Origin of the sequence: Bacillus sp. LK2, from assembly GCF_001043575.1 — a bacterium.
Classification (GTDB): Bacteria; Bacillota; Bacilli; order Bacillales; family Bacillaceae_G; genus Bacillus_A; species Bacillus_A paramycoides.
Window position 1 is genome coordinate 84522 of the sequence record NZ_LDUK01000048.1, and the last position, 20660, is coordinate 105181.

Sequence of the window (20660 nt, forward strand, 5' to 3'; positions counted from 1 at the left end):
AATTCCTGGTCTATCACTCTACTTAACGAACATTGGATTCTACGTTATACAAAATTGGAAGGTACAGAATTAGGGTTTTGTTTGTTAAGTAGATTATATGTTAAGCGAACTAACAGCGGAGGGGTTCCTTCTGTTAGCCCGTTAAACTCAATAATTATTTTACGATTTTTGCAAGCTCATCAAGTGAAAGATCTACTGAAATTGAACCATCATTTGTTTCTTTCTTAATTGCATCTGTTACTTCTTTTGAATGGTACAATTCGATTACTTTTTTCAGTGTTGGATCATCTTTGTCTTTCGTACGAGCTGCGAAAATATTAATATATGGTTTCGCATTTTCATTCTTTGGATCTTCTAGGAAAATAGGATCCTTCGCTGGATCTAATCCAGCTTGACCAGCAACACCGTTATTAATAACTGAAGCTGCTACGTCTTTTAATACACGAGGTGTTTGCTGTGCGATAACCGGTGTAATTTTTAACTTCTTCGGATTTTCAGCGATACCACTTGGATCTCCAAATAGACCGAAATCTTTCTTAAGCTTTAATAATCCAGCTGCATCAAGAAGTTTTAATGCGCGTGCTTGGTTCGTTGGATCATTTGGAATAGCAATTTCTGAACCATCTGGGATTTCATTTACTTTCTTATATTTCTCAGAGTATAAACCCATCGGTGCAATTTGTGTTGTACCAACAGCTGTAATGTCTAACTTATGCTCCTTTTTAAATTGTTCTAAGAAAGCAATATGCTGAAATGAGTTTAGTTCAATATCCCCATCAGCTAACGCCTTATTTGGCGTTGTGTAATCAGAGAACTCAACCAGTTTAATTTTAATCCCTTCTTTTTCAGCTTTTTTCTTTAAGATTTCCCAAGCGTCTCCATCTGTTCCAGTTACACCGACGCGAACTACTTTCTCTTTCGCTCCTGCACCTGTGTCTCCACCTGAGCAGCCGCTTAATGCTGAAATTCCTACGATTGCTGATAATGCAAATGCTAAAATTTTCTTCATTTTATTTTCCCCTCTTCCTTTTATGATCTGCGTAAAAAGACTTTCGCAAAGTAGTTTCCTAAATTTTGAGCTAACTGTACAAGAATAATAAGTAAAACGACCGTTACGAACATAACTGATGTATCAAAGCGTTGATAGCCATATGTCATTGCTAAGTCGCCAAGGCCTCCACCACCGACAAGTCCTGCGACTGCAGAAAATTCAATTAAACCAACTGTCATAAACGTAACTCCCAAGATCAATGGCGCTAACGCTTCTGGCACGAGAATTTCAAAAACAATTCTAAGTGGTGAAGCACCCATTGCTTGCGCAGCCTCAATTACTCCTTTCGGAACAGAGACAAGGTTTGTTTCAACCATTCTAGCAATACCAATTGAAGCAACTAACGTCATTGGAAAGATTGCTGCTGCCGTTCCGATTGTAGTTCCAATAACACTTCTTGTTATTGGACTTAAGGCTACTAAAAAGATAATGAACGGAATCGGACGAATTGTATTAATAATGATATTAAGAATAGAAAAGACCCACTTATTTTCTAAAAAATTCCCTTTCCGTGTCACATATAATAGTAAACCTAGAGGTATACCTAGAATTGTAGCAAATATAAGGGTAACAATTACCATTAGGAGGGTATCCCCCGTCGCATCTAAAATGCGAGGCCAAAATATACTCCAATCAACTCGCATGAGCTTCTACCTCCTTCAGCTGCACTTGCAGTCTCAGATGTTGTAATGCTTTTTGAATCTCTCTTTGTTCACCTTGTAGTTCTACAAGAAGATTTCCAAATAAAACATTTTGGAGTTCAATAATATTTCCGTAAAGAACATTTACATCGACATTATAGTTTTTCGCAATATACGATAGTACAGGCTGCCCTGTCTCTTCCCCAGTAAAAGTCAGGCGATAAATCTGACCTCCATTTTGAATTTTCGCTAGAACACTTTCTGGTAAGTGATCATTAATAACAGAGCGTACAAAATTTTGAGTCGTTTTTGTTTTTGGTTGTGTGAAAACGTCAAACAGTTTTCCTTCTTCAATTACTTTTCCTTTTTCCATAACGGCTACGCGGTGACAAATTTCTTTCACAACGTGCATTTCATGTGTAATAAGTAGAATCGTTAAATTGTATTCTCGATTTACTTTCTTTAATAAATTTAAAATTTCTGTCGTTGTTTCCGGATCTAAAGCTGATGTTGCCTCATCACATATGAGAATATCCGGTGATGTGGCAAGCGCCCTTGCAATCCCAACGCGTTGCTTTTGGCCGCCTGATAGCTGTTCTGGATAATAGTTTGCTTTATCTTCTAAACCAACAAATTTTAGTAGCTCATTCACTCTTTCTTTTATCTCATTTTTTGGCAATTTTGCTAACTTTAATGGATAAGCAATGTTCCCAAATACTGTTCTTGAATTAAATAGATTAAAGCTTTGAAAAATCATTCCAATCCTTTGTCTTAGTTTCCGTAACTCTTTCGTCGATAATGATGTAATATCTTTATCATCTATTGAAATCGTTCCTGCAGTTGGTCTTTCTAACATATTTACTAGACGTAATAACGTACTCTTTCCAGCACCACTAAATCCGATAATGCCAAAAATTTCACCCTTTTCAACTGACAACGTTACATCCTCCACGGCATGAACTGATTGTCCGCCTGATTCATATACTTTACTTACATTGTTAAAAGAAATCATTTTCTTCCCTCCTATATGCTTTAAAAACTTGAAGTAGAGCTTTCGAGGTAAAATAAAAAGTGCTCTCCTTCTTATCAGTAATAAAAGATAAGAAGGAGAGCACTAATATAATATGTACTCGTTCACATCTTCTCATCTTCCAAGCCTGTTTTAGGCTTGCTGGAATTAGCACGGTATTAAAAAAACCCGTTGCTGAGGTATCGTAGGGCCAGTCCCTCCACCTCTCTGGATAAGAGTGCATCGATTTAGTTGTCATTTAATTAATTCTCATTATAGAACTCAGAATAATGAGAGTCAATACATTTTTTAGAAAAATATTAATTATTTCTCTATTTAAATTTTCGAATCAGAAATCATAATACAATAACGATTTTTATAGTTATGTAAAATTCTTATCACTCATACTTTTAGAAAGGGAAATCCTCTCTATTCATTGAATAACATAATTTGAATATGAAATCGGAGGAAGATAAATATATGAAAACAGCTCTTTTGCTCGTCGATATTCAAAATGATTATTTTCCAAGTGGAAAGATGGAATTACGTAATCCAGTAGAAGCAAGTGAATATGCTATTCAACTACTACAACATTTTAGAATAAGAAATGAACCTATTTTTCATATACAACATGTAGCTATAAAAGATCATGCTACTTTTTTCCTGCCAAATACAGAAGGTGTCCAAATTCACGAAAATGTCCGTCCACTTAGAGAAGAAACCGTTATACTCAAACATTATCCAAATAGCTTCCGAGAAACTGATCTTCTAGAACGATTACAACGTTCAGAAATCGAACATGTCGTAATTTGCGGAATGATGACCCATATGTGTATTGATGCTACAGTAAGGGCTGCTTTTGATTTTGGCTTTCATTGTACCGTTATACATGATGCTTGCGCTACAAAGGATCTTTCATTTAAGAACGCTACTATACCGGCTGTTTATATTCACAATACAATTTTGGCGAGTTTAAATGGAGTGTATGCAAATGTAATGAGTACAGAAGAGTTTTTAGCTAACTAAAATTCAAAAAATCATGTCTTCCTCATCAATTAAAGAGAAAGACATGATTTTTATTTTTATTCTCAAACTATTGTAACTTAAAATCTCCCGAACTTGTTTTTACTTGCACTTTATGTTCTCCTGAACCTTTTACTCCAATTAATTTATGCTTTGTTTTCTCTTCATACAATAGACCAGGTACATTCAAATGAGGTTTACCAGAACCTCCCTCAAAATTAATCTTCAAAGATTCAGGAAGTGTATCAAATTTCATATGAACATCACCACTTGAGGTGTTACATTCTATCTCACCTTGCAAACTTTTATCATTATATTCAATATTACCTGATGACGTCGTAAATGCCACTTCATCAGAGTGTAGGCCATCTGCTTTAATTTCACCGCTACTCGTAGTTAAATTTGCTGCCACAATTTCACTTTTATTAGTCTCAATTGCTCCACTAGATGTTTTAGCTGTTAATTTCTCATTTATTTTAGACTGTAATAACGATATATCTCCCGATGATGTTTTTATTTCTGCTGTCTTTATTTCCATATCCTTTGCTAGAACGTCCCCTGATGACGTTTTTATTTTCATATTTTCATACAATTTACTTGGCACTTTAATTTGTAATTTTACCTCTGCAGTAGTGCCAACGTTCCAACCAACTGAATTCCCATCTTTAGTAAACTCTACATTTAAACGATTATTTTCTTCCTTTACCATAAATTTATATTTATCTACTAATCCTTTGCTCATATTCCCATCTAGTAACACTTCAATTTCTTTTGAATCGACTGTCACAACTTCAACATCAGCAGCAGACGTTTTCACTTCAATTTCATCGATTTTCCCACCGGCCACCATTTCTTTTTTATGAATTTCAACTTTATGAAAACCTCCTCCAAAAACAGTCATCACCCCAACTCCAATTACCCCAATAACAAGCAATGATAATGCGACTAAGATTACCATCTTCATACGATAACACTTCCCTTTTATCATTTTCATATCGTCTTACAGTTGTTAAAAATTGAATTTCTACAAGTACTATCCATATAACTATTATTATTTAGTACTGTATATTAATCAGTACTAATTAATTTTTCTGAATACTCCAAATAAAATACTAACATTTTCCATAATTTGTTACAAGGTGTATGTGCTAAAAAATAAAAAACACCCCTTTCAGTGAGCAAAACCGAAAGGAGTGTTCTCTTGTCTAACCATAGATTTTCTTTCAAATTGTATTATACAGGAAATCCTAAAAATAAATACTAAAAAATATGACTAATAAGTCAATTTTTCTCTTTGTTTTGTTTCTATTTACATGTTTATCCTGCTATTAATAGGGTTTAGCTAGTTCAAAAGAATACATGGTAATATGCAGTAATTATTTCCTACTTCAAATTAACTAGTTACCTCTATTATAGAGAGTTTCTCAAAAAAGAGATCTTCACGGGATGTGAAGATCTCTTTTACTATTTCTTATAAAGTTTCAGAAGTAGTTTTTGCTTGCATGTGAAGTGCTAAGTAATCAGGGCCACCAGCTTTAGAGTCTGTACCAGACATGTTAAAGCCACCGAATGGTTGGTAACCTACGATTGCACCAGTACATCCACGGTTGAAGTATAAGTTACCAACGTGGAAGTCTTCACGTGCTTTTTCAATATGGTCACGGTTGTTAGAAACAACTGCTCCTGTTAAACCGTATTCTGTATTGTTTGCAATTGCAAGTGCATGATCAAAGTCTTTTGCTTTACAGAATGCTACTACTGGTCCGAAGATTTCCTCTTTCATTAAGCGAGCATCTTCTGCAACGTCAGCAACGATTGTTGGTTGGATGAACCAGCCTTTAGAATCGTCTCCTTCGCCACCTGCTAGGATTCTACCTTCTTCTTTACCAATTGCAACATAGCTCATTACTTTATCGAATGCAGCTTGGTCATTAACAGGACCCATGTTTGTACCTAATACAGCTGGGTTAGCAACTGTTAATTCTTTTGTTAATTCAACAGCACGATTTAATACGTGATCGTATACATCTTCATGGATTACTGCACGAGAACATGCAGAACATTTTTGTCCTGAGAATCCGAATGCTGATGCAACAATAGATTTAGCTGCTAATTCAAGATCTGCTTCTTTATCAACAACGATTGTATCTTTACCGCCCATTTCAGCGATAACTCGTTTTAACCAAATTTGTCCTGGGTTTACTTTCGCTGCACGCTCATAAATACGGATACCTACATCACGAGATCCAGTGAAGCTAACGAAACGTGTACGAGGGTGATCTACTAAGTAGTCACCAACTTCAGAACCATTACCTGGAACGAAGTTTACTACGCCAGCTGGTAAACCAGCTTCTTCTAATACTTCCATAAATTTCGCTGCTACTACAGGAGTTGTACTAGCTGGTTTTAGTAATACTGTGTTACCAGAAACTAAAGCAGCTGTTGTCATACCTGCCATAATTGCGAATGGGAAATTCCAAGGAGAAATGATAACACCTACTCCTAATGGAATGTAAGAGAAACGATTATATTCAATTGGACGGCTTTCTACTGGCATACCGTCTTTTAATTTTAACATTTGACGACCATAATATTCCATAAAGTCGATTGCTTCTGCTGTATCAGCATCTGCCTCATTCCATGGTTTACCTGCTTCTTTTACAAGAATAGCAGAGAACTCATGTTTTCTACGACGAACAATTGCTGCAGCACGGAATAAAATGTCTGCACGCATTTCTGGTTTTGACTTTCTCCAAGTTTGGAATGTTTCATCCGCTACTTGCATTGCTTTTTCAGCTAATTCACGGCTTGCTTTTGAAACGCGACCAACAAGTTCCTCTTTATTTGCAGGGTTTACAGAAACAATTTTGTCTTCTGTAGTGATTTTTTCTCCCCCGATAATTAATGGATAGTCTTGTCCAAGATAAGATTCTACTTTCTTTAAACCTTCTTCAAACGCTAATTTGTTAGCCTCTACTGAAAAATCTGTAAATGGCTCATGTTTGTATGCTACTACCATTTTTTTAGCCTCCCCTTAGAAAAACGTTTACATTTTACAACATTATTCTACACGATAATTTAGATTTATTCAAATATTCCTAGACTTATATTTTAAAAATTAATTAATTTTTAAAATATAATAAAAAAAAGAGATTCATACATACGTATGAATCTACAAAATATGAGTATATTCCAAAACATTTTTCCCAATTAATAAAATAGTAACTAATAAAAATAAAGTCCTTACATATCCAACGCCTTTTCGAACTGCAAACTTCGATCCAAAATAAGCACCTAAAATCATTGATAATCCCATAATTATACCGTATTCAAAATGAATTATATCTAAAAATAAAAAAGTAATTAAAGATACGATATTACTAACGAAGTTCAAAAGTTTTCCAGATGCTGCCGCTTGAATAAAATCCAAACCAATTAATAAAAATGCAAAAATTAAAAAGGATCCTGTTCCTGGACCAAAAAAACCATCATAGAATCCTATAATTAAAATCACAAAGAAAAACATTAATGTTTTTCCTCTTGTCATCTTTTTATAGGTAGATACACTTCCCCAATCTTTTTTTGCAATAATATAAATAGCAATAAAAACCAACATTACAAGCACTAATGGACGCAAAATATCAGGCGGAATAAACTTTACTACTAAAGCACCTGCGACCGCTCCAATAATAGTTAACGGGATTAACTTTCCTACAATCCGAAAATCGACCTTTCCTGATCGAATAAAATAAACTGCACTCGTAAACGTCCCCATCGTTGCAGCTAATTTATTCGTTGCGATTGCCGAAGCTGGTGGTAACCCAACGAACATAAGTGCAGGAAGCGAAATTAACCCTCCACCTCCAACAACCGAATCAATGAAAGCCGCTAAAAAACCGAATGCAATTAATAAAATAATGACTTGAAAACTTAGTTCTTCCATGACTTTGCCCCTTACCCCTTTATTTATAACATTTTAAATTATAACAAAATTCCTCCAAAAAAAAAGCTGTTCCAGAAAGGAACAGCTCCATCTTTAATCTAAAATTTTCACAAACGGTTCATCTTGCTTCGCTTCACGTATAATAATAGCTTCTGGGCGTTCTACAGATTTAATCGTTACTTGTACTTTCATATAATTCGGGAAGTATTCCGTAACAAGTCCTGCTACATATTGTGTAAAACCAATTACTTCAGCTTTCCCATTAAATTGGATAGGAATTTCAAGTTTCATTTCCTTTAATTCATCATCCTTATACATCCCAGTACCGATAACAGCTGTATAATCACCTTGGAAATACTCGCTTAATTTCGCTTTAAAGTTTGCTACTCTTGCAAGGTCTTCACGTTTATTATCTGTTTTTGCTTGTTCAGACGGGAACAAGTAATATTTCTCATTGATTGGTTTCCAATCCTCAACCGTTTCACTACCTTTTTCTACCTTAGCATAAGAAACAAAATTCCCCGGCACAAGCGAAGACTTTGGACCTTGACGGTAAATTGCAAATGTAACCGGAATATTTTTTACTTTAGGATCTTTTTGCTGCATTACTTTCAGTATCTCTTGTGCCATTCTTTTCCCTTCAGCCAACATTTTTTTATCTGAGATTTCAGCCTCACGAGGATAACCATGCTCTTCATTATAATACTGGACAGAATTCATCGCTAATCCAACTACAATGCCACTAGGTTCAGCAGCGTTCTCACCTTTTTGTTCATAATAATCATGCTCTAAAATATTTGATATATATATTGGATTTTTTTTATTTTTCACTTCTAGTGACTCTGGGCCTTCACTTAAGGCTGGATTCAGTCCGATATTCGGAAATTTAACTGCATCTTTTTTTAACTTGTCCTCTAGATCTTTTTGTTCAGCATCTGTACGCTTTCTTTTTACAAGCATTTGTATAGTTTGAGCATCTAGAACATTTCCGCCTTTAAAGAAATAATCTTTCGTACTAAACGATTCTTTCGCAATACGCATGAGCCCCGTTTCAAACTCATCTATATCTAGACGACTATTTAAACCTTGTACAACTAAACCACGTGCCTTACCTGGATCAAATGGAACCGTCGTCTTATAATATTCATCCGAAATGGAGTATTTCGGGATAACCGCTTGCTCTTTCGCTTTCCCCGATTTCTCAACTACTTTTTCATCTTTGTTGGCACCCGTGCTACACCCACTTACAAGTAGGCCTAGACTTAATATCACTAACGCTATTTTTTTCATCGTAAGTTTGCACCTCTTACTTATTCAGCTCTTGTAAGAACCTCTCTTCATTCCAAACTTCAACATTGTGCTTCTCTGCTTGCGCTAATTTCGAGCCAGCAGCTTCACCAGCAACAACTAAATCCGTACTTTTACTAACACTTCCTGTTACTTTTCCACCTAATGCCTCAATCTTCTTCTTCGCTTCACTGCGTCCCATAACTTCTAGTTTCCCTGTTAAGACGACAGTTTTTCCTGCGAAGTACGACTCAACATTTTGTAAATCAGCACTTTTTATACCTTTGTATGCCATGTTCACACCATACTCTTTAAATTGTTGTAATAGCTCTAATACGTCTTCATTATCGAAATACGTTACTACGGATTGAGCCATTTTTTCACCAATCTCATTAATTGCTTTTAGTTCTTCTTCTGTTGCTTTCACAAGCTCATCCATCGTTTCGAAATGTTCAGCAAATGTGCGTGCTGCTTTCGCTCCGACGTGGCGAATACCAAGACCAAATAATAATCGCTCTAATGAATTTCCCTTAGAATTCTCAATTGCTTGTACTAAATTTGTTGCTGACTTTTCACCGAAACGCTCCAACTGTAGTAATTGCTCTTTCGTCAATGAATATAAATCGGCAAACGTGCGAATATAATCTGCATCAAAGAGTTGTGTAATTACACGTTCTCCAAGTCCGTCAATGTTCATTGCGTTTCTTGAAACGAAATGGATTAATCCTTCACGAATTTGAGCTGGACAAGTCGGATTTATACAACGAAGTGCTACTTCTTCTTCTAAACGGACCAGTTCACTCTCACACGCTGGACAATGCGTTGGCATGCGGTATTCTTCTTCCTCACCAGTACGCTTATCAAAAATAACGTTCACAACTTCAGGAATAATATCTCCGGCCTTTTTCACAACAACGTAGTCACCAATTCGAATGTCTTTTTCACGAATTAAATCTTCGTTATGTAAAGAAGCACGACGGACAATAGTTCCAGCCACTCGCACTGGCTCTAACTCTGCAGTTGGTGTTACAACCCCTGTGCGGCCAACGCTTAATTCAATCCCTGTTAATCTCGTAACAACTTCTTCAGCTGGGAATTTATAAGCAATTGCCCATCTTGGACTTTTTGCTGTAGTTCCTAAGCTTTCTTGAATAGCAACATCGTCTACTTTTATAACGATTCCGTCAATCTCATAATCAAGATGCGGGCGTTTTTCTTGCCACTCTTCTACATAGGCTATTACTTCTTCAATTGTTTCACATGTACGACGATTTGGATTCGTCTTAAACCCAAGCTCACCTAAGAAATTAAGTGATTCACTATGAGAAGGAATTATTTTTTCTTCTACATTAGCAAGACCATATACAAACATAGATAAGTTACGCTTCGCTGCAATTTTCGGATCAAGTTGACGTATCGATCCTGCTGCCGCATTACGCGGATTTGCAAATACATCTTCACCATTTTGCTCTTTTTCTTCATTTAATTTAACGAATGAACGCTTCGGCATATAAGCCTCGCCTCGCGCTTCTAGCGTTACTTCTTCATTTAATCGAAGTGGAATTGCTTTAATCGTTTTTAAGTTTTGGGTAATATCTTCACCAGTTATACCATCACCGCGTGTTGCACCTTGAATAAAGCGTCCTTTTTCATAATGAAGTGAAACAGCAAGTCCGTCAATTTTTAATTCGCATATATATCTTACATTCGCATCATCAATTCCTTGACGTACTCTTCGGTCAAAATCACGCAAATCTCCTGCATTAAACGCGTTTCCTAAGCTTAACATCGGTGATTTATGCGTTACCTTTTCAAATATATCAAGTACAGCTCCCCCAACTCGAATAGAGGGGGAGTCTTCCGTTACAAATTCAGGGTTCTCTGCTTCTAATTTTATAAGCTCCTGCATATTGCGGTCATATTCCGCATCAGAAACCGAAGGATTGTCTAATACGTGATATTGATAGTTAAATGTATTTAACAAATCACGCAGTTCTTCTATACGCTTTTTTGTTATCTCTTTTGACATATCCTCATTCCTTTCCTATTGTTTCGTCACAGGTGCAAATTTCGCTAATAAACGTTTAATACCAATTGGACTTGGGAACGCAATATCTAATTCTTTTGCATCTCCCTCACCTTTTACACTTACAACTGTACCGACTCCCCATTTCTGGTGGGAAGCTTTGTCACCTACTGCCCAACCAATTTGCTCGCCACCTGTTGTCTTAACAGCCGGACGTACGAAAGCTGAGCGAGAACGTGTTGTCGTTGCACTTGCCGTTGCGCCTGTCGTTCTTCCTTTTGCACCAAACGAAGTTTCACGCTTCGGCGCTGTTTCATTTAATGATTCCACTAACTCTGTCGGAATTTCTGTAATAAATCGAGATGCTGCATTCATACTTATTCTACCAAATAAAGTACGCATTTGAGCATTGGATAAGTATAACTCTTCTTCTGCACGGGTAATACCTACATAGGCAAGACGACGTTCTTCTTGCATTTCATCTTCTTCCATAAGAGAACGAGTATGTGGGAATATCCCTTCCTCTAAACCAACAATAAAGACAACTGGGAATTCTAATCCTTTCGCTGAGTGCATCGTCATTAAAATAACTTCTTCACCAGCAGTTGGATCTTCATCTACACGATCAATATCTGCAACAAGAGCTAAGTCTGTTAAGAATGCAACAAGGCTCTTATCTTCGCTTTGAGATTCAAATGTTTGCGTAACAGATAAAAACTCGTCTAAGTTTTCTAAACGGCCTTCTGCTTCTAAAGAACGCTCATTTTTCAACATATCGCGATAACCTGTTTTTTCAATAACTTCTTCTACTAATTCTGTAACAGATAAATACTCTTGCATATTTACCCAGTTGTGTAATAAACTTGCGAATTCTTTTACTGCCTTTGTTATTTTTGCACTTACTCCAACATGCTCAATCTCATCGAATACAGCAGTTAATGAAATTCCATTTTGTACGCCATAATTAATAATTTTATCGATAGAAGTAGCACCAATCCCGCGCTTTGGCATGTTAATAATACGTGCAAAACTAATCTCATCATCTGGATTCCCAATTAGACGCAAATACGCCAAAATGTCTTTAATCTCTTTACGGTCGTAGAACTTAGTACCGCCGACAATTTTGTAAGGGATATTAGATTTCAGGAAAATCTCCTCGACCATACGAGACTGTGCATTCGTACGATATAATACCGCAAAATCAGTATATTTTCGGTTCCCCATTTGAATATCATCACGAATTTTTTTCGCAACAAAATACGCTTCGTCCTTTTCGGTTGCAGCACGATAATACGAGATTTTGCTTCCAACTTGATTGTCTGTCCATAATTTCTTCGGTTTACGGTTTGAATTTTTTTCAATAACAGCATTAGCTGCATTTAAAATATTTTGTGACGAACGATAGTTTTGTTCTAACAGGATAACTTGCGCATTCTCATAGTCTTTTTCGAATAACAAAATGTTAGAAATGTCTGCACCACGCCAGCGGTAAATAGACTGGTCAGAATCACCTACAACGCATAAATTTTTAAAACGTGCTGCTAAATGTTTAACAAGAAGGTACTGCGCTTTGTTCGTATCTTGATACTCATCAACGTGAATATATTGGAACTTACGCTGATAAAACTCTAGTACTTCTGGAACACGCTCAAATAACTGAATTGTTGTCATAATTAAATCATCAAAGTCTAATGAGTTATTTTTCAGAAGACGTTTTTGATATTCTGTATATACATCGCTCGTTAATTTTTCATATGGATCAGCGATTGTAATTTTTTTTGCATATTTATCTGCAGATAACAGTTCATTTTTCGCATTACTAATACCGGCTAATATAGAGCGTGGCTCAAACTTCTTCGGATCAATATTGCGCTCTTTCATAATTTTCTTCACAACAGTTAGCTGATCACCTGCATCTAAAATTGTAAAGTTACGATTAATCCCAATGCGGTCAATATCTCGTCGCAAAATACGCACACACATTGAGTGGAATGTGGAAATCCAAATGTCTTCTGCTTCTGGTCCAACAAGTGTATCAATACGCTCGCGCATTTCACGGGCAGCCTTATTTGTAAAGGTAATCGCTAATACATTCCATGGTGCCACACCTTTTTCACCAAGTAAATACGCAATACGATGTGTTAACACACGTGTTTTACCACTACCTGCGCCTGCCATTAATAGTAGTGGTCCATTCGTTGTTTGTACTGCTTTCTGTTGCTGTGGGTTTAAACCATTTAATAACCTATCTGTCATACTCATATATGCCTGCACCTACTCTCCTTTTACTGCTTTCACTGTTTTTAACGCAGCTTTTATATCATCATAAATAACATTTCCAACAACTACTGTATCAGCATACTGTGCCATTTCTTTTGCTTGTTCTGCATTAGAAATACCACCGCCATAATATAACTTAGCTTGTTTCAATTCTGCTTTTACATTTTTAACAAGTTCAATATCTCCATACGTACCGCTATATTCTAAATAGAATATCGGTAAACGTAATAGCTTGTCTGCTAAACGCGCGTATGCAATAACATCATCTTCTGTTAAATCACATTTTGCATCTGTAAGTTGGGCTACTTTCGCTTCGGGATTTAAAACACAATACCCTTCCATGAAAATTTCGTCCCAATCCATAATATCCCCAAATTCTTTCAATGCCTCATGATGAACACCCGTTACCCATTCTACTTTTCGGCTATTTAAAACACTTGGGATGTAATAAAAATCAAAACCTGGTGTGATTGCTTCCACATCAGAAACCTCTAACACACAAGGAACTGCATATCTACGAATGCTAACTAGCATGTGTAATACATTATCAATTGTAACTCCATCACTTCCGCCGACAATTACCGCGTCTGTCCCTGATTCACAAATCATTTCTAAATGTTCATCGCTTAACTCTTTATTTGGATCAAGCTTAAATACATGTTTCCATTTGGAAATATCGTACATGAAAACACCCTTCCTTTTTCTAATCATATCTATATTCCTACTCAAAAGAGCAGTTAATTTTTATCAGGATTTTTGAACTTCCTCTACTACATCTGTTCAAAAAGGAGAGTCAAGTTTCGATCTCCCTTTTATGCATTCTTTCATTATAACAAAAAAAGCTACCTACACACACGCCCAATCCAACATCTTTTTCAACGTCAAATGTTGGATTACATATCAAAAAACTTATACGGAATACTAACAAATGAAATAGTATTTTCTATTTCGAAGTTAAGCTAAAAGGAGTGTTTTTCTAATGAAGCAAAACATCGGTACAATTAGTGCTCTAATTCGAATTACACTCGGATTCATTTTACTTGGTTGTAGTACTGCCAAGCTCATACGCAAACCACATTGCACTTGGTCTAAAGTTTTGCTATGGATAGGTGCAATGAAAATTGCAGAGGGAATTGTTCGTTTCTGCCCGATTGCTGAAGTGTGTAAATTTGGGAAATATATGAATATGGGCGCATTTAAAATGCCTAGCATGAATTTTACTGAAAAAGGACATACTAAAAAAGAAGTTAATCAAGCTTCCAGTCATGACAAACCAAAGTCAAATGGAAGTTATGATGCTTCTGACAAAGAGATTGAGTCAGCGATTGAAGAATTAATCCTGGCAAAACCGCTTTGAATCATTTGTCACGATGCAAGATGCTCTCAAAGAGACTTAGCTGCTGCAGTGGGCGGCTAAGTCTTCTTTATTTTACCATAAAGCAGAACGTATATTCTTATTTTTCGGAGTTTTATCCCTAAAACGTACATAAAAGATATCAGTCAATAAAATTCAGAAAATTAGGTGTAAACCTCTTGCATGTAATGATATAAAAGTGATATCATTTTTATATCAGGAGGCGATCATATGAAAGAAAAACAAGTTTTTTATGTAAATGGTTTTCTCGGTATTATTGGGATTTTGATTTTAGCCGCTATCGGTGTATTTTGCCTTGTGCAAGAAATTTTTATAGTAGCAGCATTAACTATTATTTTAGCTGCGGTTCTCGCGACAGGTATTGGCATCGTTCAACCGAACCAAGCAAAAGTAATTACGTTTTTCGGTAATTATTTAGGGACAATTCGTCAAAATGGTTTATTTTTAACAATTCCATTCGCATTTCGTCAAACCGTATCTTTACGTGTTGAAAACTTTAACAGTAAGAAATTAAAAGTAAACGATGTTGAAGGAAATCCAATTGAAATTGCAGCTGTTATTGTATACAAAGTTGTTGATTCTGCAAAAGCAATTTTCGGTGTTGAGCATTACGATCGATTCGTAGAAATTCAAAGTGAAACAGCAATCCGCCACGTTGCAACTAAATATCCTTATGATAATTTCCAAGATGAAACTTGCATCACGTTACGCGGAAATACTGTGGAAATTTCAGAAGAGCTAAAACGCGAATTAGAAGCACGTCTTGAAATTGCTGGTGTAGAAGTGTTAGAAACTCGTTTAACGCATTTAGCTTACGCAACAGAAATTGCTCATGCAATGCTACAACGTCAACAAGCGAAAGCGGTATTAGCTGCTCGAAAAGAGATTGTTGAAGGCGCTGTAAAAATGGCTAAAGATTCAATCCTCATGCTAGATGAAGAAGGCGTACTTGATTTAGATGACGAGCGTAAAGCAAATATGGTGAACAACTTATTAGTTGCCATCGTTTCAGATAAAGGTGCGCAGCCAGTTATTAATACAGGAAGCTTATATTAAAGGTTGTAAGTAATTATGGCTAAAAAGAAAAGCTTTCCATTACGTATTGATCCTGAATTACACGCAGTCATCGAAAAATGGGCGAATGATGAATTTCGTAGCGTCAACGCACACATCGAGTATTTACTTCGAGAAATGGCAAAGCAAAAAGGAAAATTGAAAAAAGATAAAGATGCATAAAAATCCCGCTGAGAAATCAGCGGGATTTTTTATACATTAGCTTCTCGTCATCTCATGTCCAATTGCACGATATCCTATATCACTTCGATAAAATAGACCATCACTCTCAATTTTACCGATTTCTTTATAGACTTTATCTTTCGCCTCTTGTAAATTTTTTGCCTTGCAAGCAACAAACAATACGCGACCACCGTTTGTTACAAAATCCCCATGTTTCATCACCGTACCCGCATGGAAAACAATTACATCTTGCAATGCATCTAATCCTGTAATAATCTCACCTTTTTTATATGCTTCTGGATATCCTTTTGAAGCAAGTACGACACCGATTACTGCTTCCTCTGACCATTCTAATGTTAATTCACTTTCATCTAATACAGCATTACATACATCAACTAAATCGTTTTCTAAGCGAGGTAATACAACTTCTGTTTCAGGATCACCAAAGCGTGCATTAAATTCAATTACCTTTGGACCATCATTCGTTAAAATAAGTCCCGCATATAAAATTCCTGTAAATGAACGATTTTCTTGGATCATCGCTTTAGCAGTTGGATGTAATACTGTTTTAATCGCCTCTTGAACTGCTGATTCCGGAATTTGTGGTACTGGAGAATATGCGCCCATTCCGCCTGTATTAGGACCTTTATCGCCATCAAAAGCTCGTTTATGATCTTGAGCAATTACCATTGGATGCACAGTTGTTCCATTCACAAATGCCATTAATGAAAATTCTTGTCCATCTAAAAACTCTTCAATAACAACCTTCTTGCTTGCTTCGCCGAATTTCACATCTTGTAGCATTTCTTTCACAGCTTGTAATGCCTCTTCAAGCGTCATTGCTACTGTTACACCTTTACCAGCAGCTAATCCATCCGCCTTAATTACAATCGGTGCACCAACTTTTTGAATGTACTTTACTGCCTCTTCGTAGTCTGTAAAAGTTTCATATGCCGCAGTTGGAATATCATACTTTTTCATAAGTTCTTTTGTAAAAGCTTTACTACCTTCAATAACAGCAGCCGCTTTATTAGGACCAAATACACGAAGTCCCTCTTCTTTAAAACGATCAACAATTCCGTTCATAAGTGGAATTTCTGGTCCAACGAAAGTTAAGCCTACATTGTTTTCTTTTGCAAATAAGACTAGTGCATCAAAATCGTTTTCATCAATATCAATTGGTGTTGCAACATCGCGCATACCTTCATTACCTGGTGCTACATATACTTTTTCTACTTTTTCAGATTGTGCAAACTTCCAAGCTAAAGCATGCTCACGTCCACCGCGGCCGATTACTAAAACATTCATATTTCATCCCCCAATAATTAAATAAGTACAAACTAGAAGCTATGCTCCTAGTTTGTTTTCATATCAATAAAAGTTTAAAAAGGAGGATCAAGAGAACCGAGTAGGTCGAGGCGCATTCACCAGGAGGACACGGAGTGTAGCTGTCCTACATGAGTACCGGACTGGCGATGCAACGACGATATGCGACAGTTATCTTGACCGGACTTTTTAAACAACCGCTATTAATGTTTGAAATGACGTACGCCAGTGAACACCATCGCAATCCCATACTCATCTGCCATCTTAATAGAATCCTCATCACGGATTGATCCACCTGGTTGGATAATTGCTGTAATACCTGCTTTTGCTGCTTCTTCTACTGTATCTGGCATTGGGAAGAAGGCATCAGATGCAAGTGCGCTACCTTGTGCTTTTTCGCCAGCTTGTGTAATTGCAATTTTTGCAGAACCTACACGGTTCATTTGTCCAGCACCGACACCAATTGTCATATCATCTTTGGCTAAAACAATTGCATTTGATTTCACATGTTTTACAACTTTCCAAGCTAGTTTTAAATCTTTCCATTCTTGCTCTGATGGTTCACGTTTCGTTGGAATCGAAATCGTACTTTCATCTAATGATAACGTATCTTCCTCTTGAACAAGAAGACCACCTTGTACAGAAGTTAGCTTTTTGCTTGCAGTCGTTGCCCTTTCAATATTTACAGTTAATAGGCGTAAGTTTTTCTTACTTTGCAACACTTCTAAAGCTTCCTGTGAGAAAGAAGGTGCAATAACAATTTCTAAGAAAATCTCATGTAGCTTTTCAGCTGTAGCTTTATCAATTTCACGATTTGCTGCAATAATGCCTCCGAAGATTGATACTGGATCCGCTTCATAAGCACGTGTGTATGCTTCATGAATATCAGCACCCACTCCAACGCCACATGGATTCATATGTTTTACCGCTACTACTGCTGGTTCTGTAAATTCTTTTACAATGCTAAGTGCTGCGTCTGCATCGTTGATATTGTTATAAGACAATTCTTTACCGTGCAACTGTTCTGCGTATGCAACAGAAGAAGTCGCAGCGAATGGTGCTTTATAGAATGTTGCTTTTTGATGTGGATTTTCGCCATAACGTAAATCTTGTTTTTTCTCAAATGTCACAGTTAATGTTTCTGGGCTTTCTTCACCCATTTGCTCTGTTAAATAGTTAGAAATTAACGCATCATATGCTGCTGTATGACGGAATACTTTCGCTGCTAATTTACGTTTCGTTTCATCTGTTACTTCACCGTTCTCTTTCAGTTCTGCTAATACAACATCGTAATCTACTGGATCTACAATTACCGATACAAATTTATGATTTTTCGCTGCGGAACGAATCATTGTTGGGCCACCGATATCAATATTTTCAATTGCATCAGCAAATGTTACATCAGGCTTAGCGATTGTTTCTTTGAATGGGTATAAGTTAACAACAACAAAATCAATTGCTTGAATACCTAATTCATTCATTTGCGCTACATGCGTTTCATTATCACGAACTGCTAATAGACCACCATGAATATTTGGATGTAATGTTTTTACACGACCATCCATAATTTCTGGGAAACCAGTTACTTCAGAAATGCCAATTACTTGTAAGCCGTTTTCTTCTAGTAATTTTTTCGTACCACCTGTTGAAATAACTTCAATCCCTTGTTCTAGTAACCCTTTAACAAATTCTACTACTCCTGTTTTATCTGAAACACTTACTAATGCACGCTTTTTCATCTATCCTTCACCCCTGGTTGTATGTTAGTTAACAGTTGGTTCTTTCACAGACTGAACAATTTGATTCACTGTATTTACGTATAATTTATGTTCAACTTGTTGAATTTTCTTTTGTAAGCTTTCTCTCGTATCCCCTTCAGAAACAACTACTGCTTCTTGCGCAATAATTGGACCTGTATCCATACCTGCATCTACATAATGAATTGTTACTCCAGTTACTTTCACACCTGCTTCTAACGCTTGACCGACAGCATCTTTACCCGGAAAACTCGGTAGTAGTGATGGATGAATATTAATAATCTTCCCGCCGTACGCTTCTAGTAAAGTCGGCCCAATTAAACGCATATATCCAGCTAAAATAACATAATCAATTTCATACTCTTCTAGCTTCTTTAATATCTCTTTTTCAAATGCTTCTTTTGACTCATATGTTTTCGCTGAAAAGGCGAAACACGGAATATGATGATAATGTGCCCGCCCAACAACGTGTGCCTCTGGTTTATCACATACTAATAAACTAATATCCGCATCCAATCTTTTTTCCTCTACCGCATTAACGAGAGATTGAAAGTTAGATCCGCTTCCAGAAGCAAAAACTGCTAATCTACTCATAGTGCTGTGCCCCCATTGAAGGTAACGCCAGCCCCTTGTACAGTACGTCCAATAATACGAGCTATTTCTCCTTGCTCTTCAAGAAGACGAACAACATCTTTTGCATCTTCTTCCTTCACCGCTACTACCATACCAATACCCATGTTAAAAATATTGAACATTTCTTTCTCTTCTAGTTTCCCAACTTCTTGAAGTAAACTGAAGATCGGCTGAATTTCCCAAGCTCCTAGTTCAATTTCCGCACCGATTCCTTCTGGCAACATACGTGGAATATTTTCAATGAACCCGCCACCTGTAATATGCGCCATACCGTATACTTCATGTTTCTTCAATAGTTCTAAAATAGGTTTGACATAAATTTTCGTTGGTTTTAATAATTCTTCACCAAGAGGTAGTTCTAAACGCCCATAAATACGGTCTAAAGATAACTGTCCATCTTCTAGTAACACTTTTCGTACTAATGAATAACCGTTACTATGGATACCGCTAGATGCTAAGCCAATTAATACATGACCAGCTTCAATCTTTTCACCTGTTACAATTTTCTTCTTATCAACAATCCCAACTGTAAAACCAGCTAAATCGTATTCCTCTGTAGAATACATACCTGGCATTTCAGCTGTTTCCCCACCAATTAATGCACAACCAGCTTGGCGACAGCCCTCTGATATACCTTTGACGATGTTTTCAATTTTACTAGGTTCAGCTTTACCACAAGCAATATAATCAAGGAAGAAAAGCGGCTCTGCTCCTTGGACAACAATATCATTTACACACATTGCTACTGCATCAATACCAATTGTGTCATGTTTATCTGCCATAAAAGCGAGCATCAATTTTGTTCCCACGCCATCTGTTCCAGATACTAAAACAGGTTCTTCTAATGCAAATTTTGATAGATCAAACATACCTCCAAAACCGCCTAAACCGCCTAGTACTTCTTTTCTCATTGTTGTTTGTACGTGTTTTTTCATGCGAGATACCGCTTCATATCCAGCTTCAATATCTACTCCTGCTTGCTTATATGCATTCGCCATCGTTTTTTACACCTCGTCTTTTAATTTCTCCCCATCCAGGGCGGCCGTTTTAAGAAAGAAGCTAGCTTCTACATC

General features: G+C 36.6%; 18 protein-coding genes and 1 riboswitch. Of the genes, 4 read left to right on the top strand and 14 right to left on the bottom strand.

Features of this window, described 5'->3' with window-relative positions; translation table 11 throughout:
* Positions 1 to 154 precede the first annotated feature (154 nt).
* From VK90_RS23330 to VK90_RS23340, 3 genes are read right to left on the bottom strand one after another with little or no spacing between them, the layout of a single operon-like run.
* The gene (locus VK90_RS23330) at positions 155 to 1009 is read right to left on the bottom strand and encodes a MetQ/NlpA family ABC transporter substrate-binding protein (protein ID WP_048375573.1); all 855 of its coding nucleotides are present in this window, start codon (positions 1007 to 1009) and stop codon (positions 155 to 157) included.
* Positions 1010 to 1029: 20 nt separating this feature from the next.
* Positions 1030 to 1695 carry a methionine ABC transporter permease gene (locus tag VK90_RS23335; protein ID WP_002174622.1) on the bottom strand — a complete coding sequence of 222 codons (666 nt, stop codon included), beginning with the start codon at positions 1693 to 1695 and terminating at the stop codon, positions 1030 to 1032.
* Positions 1685 to 2704, bottom strand: a complete 1020-nt coding sequence (locus VK90_RS23340) for a methionine ABC transporter ATP-binding protein (RefSeq protein WP_048375576.1) — start codon at positions 2702 to 2704, stop codon at positions 1685 to 1687. The genes VK90_RS23335 and VK90_RS23340 overlap by 11 nt, the downstream gene beginning before the upstream one ends.
* A gap of 129 nt (positions 2705 to 2833) precedes the next feature.
* A riboswitch (SAM riboswitch) is annotated at positions 2834 to 2940 on the bottom strand.
* Positions 2941 to 3181: 241 nt separating this feature from the next.
* On the opposite strand from VK90_RS23340, the gene VK90_RS23350 reads away from it, so the two are divergent.
* Positions 3182 to 3727 carry a cysteine hydrolase family protein gene (locus VK90_RS23350; protein WP_048375578.1) on the top strand — a complete coding sequence of 182 codons (546 nt, stop codon included), beginning with the start codon at positions 3182 to 3184 and terminating at the stop codon, positions 3725 to 3727.
* A gap of 67 nt (positions 3728 to 3794) precedes the next feature.
* Here VK90_RS23350 and VK90_RS23355 read toward each other — a convergent pair whose 3' ends face one another.
* The 7 genes from VK90_RS23355 to VK90_RS23385 form a co-directional block, all read right to left on the bottom strand.
* The gene (locus tag VK90_RS23355; protein WP_048375580.1) at positions 3795 to 4688 is read right to left on the bottom strand and encodes a DUF4097 family beta strand repeat-containing protein; all 894 of its coding nucleotides are present in this window, start codon (positions 4686 to 4688) and stop codon (positions 3795 to 3797) included.
* A 507-nt stretch (positions 4689 to 5195) separates the two neighbouring features.
* Positions 5196 to 6743, bottom strand: coding sequence for an L-glutamate gamma-semialdehyde dehydrogenase (gene pruA / locus VK90_RS23360; RefSeq protein ID WP_002174617.1), 1548 nt, complete (start codon positions 6741 to 6743; stop codon positions 5196 to 5198).
* A gap of 153 nt (positions 6744 to 6896) precedes the next feature.
* Complete coding sequence (locus VK90_RS23365) at positions 6897 to 7667, bottom strand: TSUP family transporter (protein ID WP_002174616.1); 771 nt, start codon at positions 7665 to 7667, stop codon at positions 6897 to 6899.
* 93 nt (positions 7668 to 7760) lie between these two features.
* Positions 7761 to 8957: a CamS family sex pheromone protein gene (locus VK90_RS23370; protein ID WP_048375583.1), complete on the bottom strand. Its 1197-nt coding sequence runs from the start codon at positions 8955 to 8957 to the stop codon at positions 7761 to 7763.
* A 16-nt stretch (positions 8958 to 8973) separates the two neighbouring features.
* Positions 8974 to 10983 carry an NAD-dependent DNA ligase LigA gene (gene ligA / locus VK90_RS23375; protein ID WP_048375586.1) on the bottom strand — a complete coding sequence of 670 codons (2010 nt, stop codon included), beginning with the start codon at positions 10981 to 10983 and terminating at the stop codon, positions 8974 to 8976.
* A 15-nt stretch (positions 10984 to 10998) separates the two neighbouring features.
* Positions 10999 to 13242: a DNA helicase PcrA gene (gene pcrA / locus VK90_RS23380; protein WP_053081458.1), complete on the bottom strand. Its 2244-nt coding sequence runs from the start codon at positions 13240 to 13242 to the stop codon at positions 10999 to 11001.
* Between the two features lie 12 nt (positions 13243 to 13254).
* Positions 13255 to 13944, bottom strand: a complete 690-nt coding sequence (locus tag VK90_RS23385) for a heptaprenylglyceryl phosphate synthase (RefSeq protein WP_002174612.1) — start codon at positions 13942 to 13944, stop codon at positions 13255 to 13257.
* Positions 13945 to 14239: 295 nt separating this feature from the next.
* On the opposite strand from VK90_RS23385, the gene VK90_RS23390 reads away from it, so the two are divergent.
* The 3 genes from VK90_RS23390 to VK90_RS23400 all read left to right on the top strand — a co-directional run bounded on the left by VK90_RS23390 (position 14240) and on the right by VK90_RS23400 (position 15871).
* Complete coding sequence (locus VK90_RS23390) at positions 14240 to 14617, top strand: YgaP family membrane protein (protein ID WP_048375589.1); 378 nt, start codon at positions 14240 to 14242, stop codon at positions 14615 to 14617.
* Between the two features lie 228 nt (positions 14618 to 14845).
* On the top strand, positions 14846 to 15691 hold the full coding sequence (locus tag VK90_RS23395; RefSeq protein ID WP_048375592.1) for an SPFH domain-containing protein: 846 nt from the start codon (positions 14846 to 14848) through the stop codon (positions 15689 to 15691).
* A 15-nt stretch (positions 15692 to 15706) separates the two neighbouring features.
* Positions 15707 to 15871 carry a toxin-antitoxin system HicB family antitoxin gene (locus tag VK90_RS23400; protein ID WP_001085171.1) on the top strand — a complete coding sequence of 55 codons (165 nt, stop codon included), beginning with the start codon at positions 15707 to 15709 and terminating at the stop codon, positions 15869 to 15871.
* A gap of 36 nt (positions 15872 to 15907) precedes the next feature.
* Here VK90_RS23400 and purD read toward each other — a convergent pair whose 3' ends face one another.
* The 4 genes from purD to purM form a co-directional block, all read right to left on the bottom strand.
* Positions 15908 to 17179, bottom strand: coding sequence for a phosphoribosylamine--glycine ligase (gene purD, locus VK90_RS23405; protein WP_048375595.1), 1272 nt, complete (start codon positions 17177 to 17179; stop codon positions 15908 to 15910).
* 221 nt (positions 17180 to 17400) lie between these two features.
* Positions 17401 to 18936 (bottom strand): bifunctional phosphoribosylaminoimidazolecarboxamide formyltransferase/IMP cyclohydrolase, encoded by a 1536-nt coding sequence (purH, locus tag VK90_RS23410; RefSeq protein ID WP_048375597.1) that lies wholly within the window; start codon positions 18934 to 18936, stop codon positions 17401 to 17403.
* 24 nt (positions 18937 to 18960) lie between these two features.
* Positions 18961 to 19548: a phosphoribosylglycinamide formyltransferase gene (purN, locus tag VK90_RS23415; protein WP_048375600.1), complete on the bottom strand. Its 588-nt coding sequence runs from the start codon at positions 19546 to 19548 to the stop codon at positions 18961 to 18963.
* Positions 19545 to 20585 (bottom strand): phosphoribosylformylglycinamidine cyclo-ligase, encoded by a 1041-nt coding sequence (purM, locus tag VK90_RS23420; protein ID WP_048375602.1) that lies wholly within the window; start codon positions 20583 to 20585, stop codon positions 19545 to 19547. Before purM ends, purN begins: the two co-directional genes overlap by 4 nt.
* Positions 20586 to 20660: the final 75 nt, after the last annotated feature.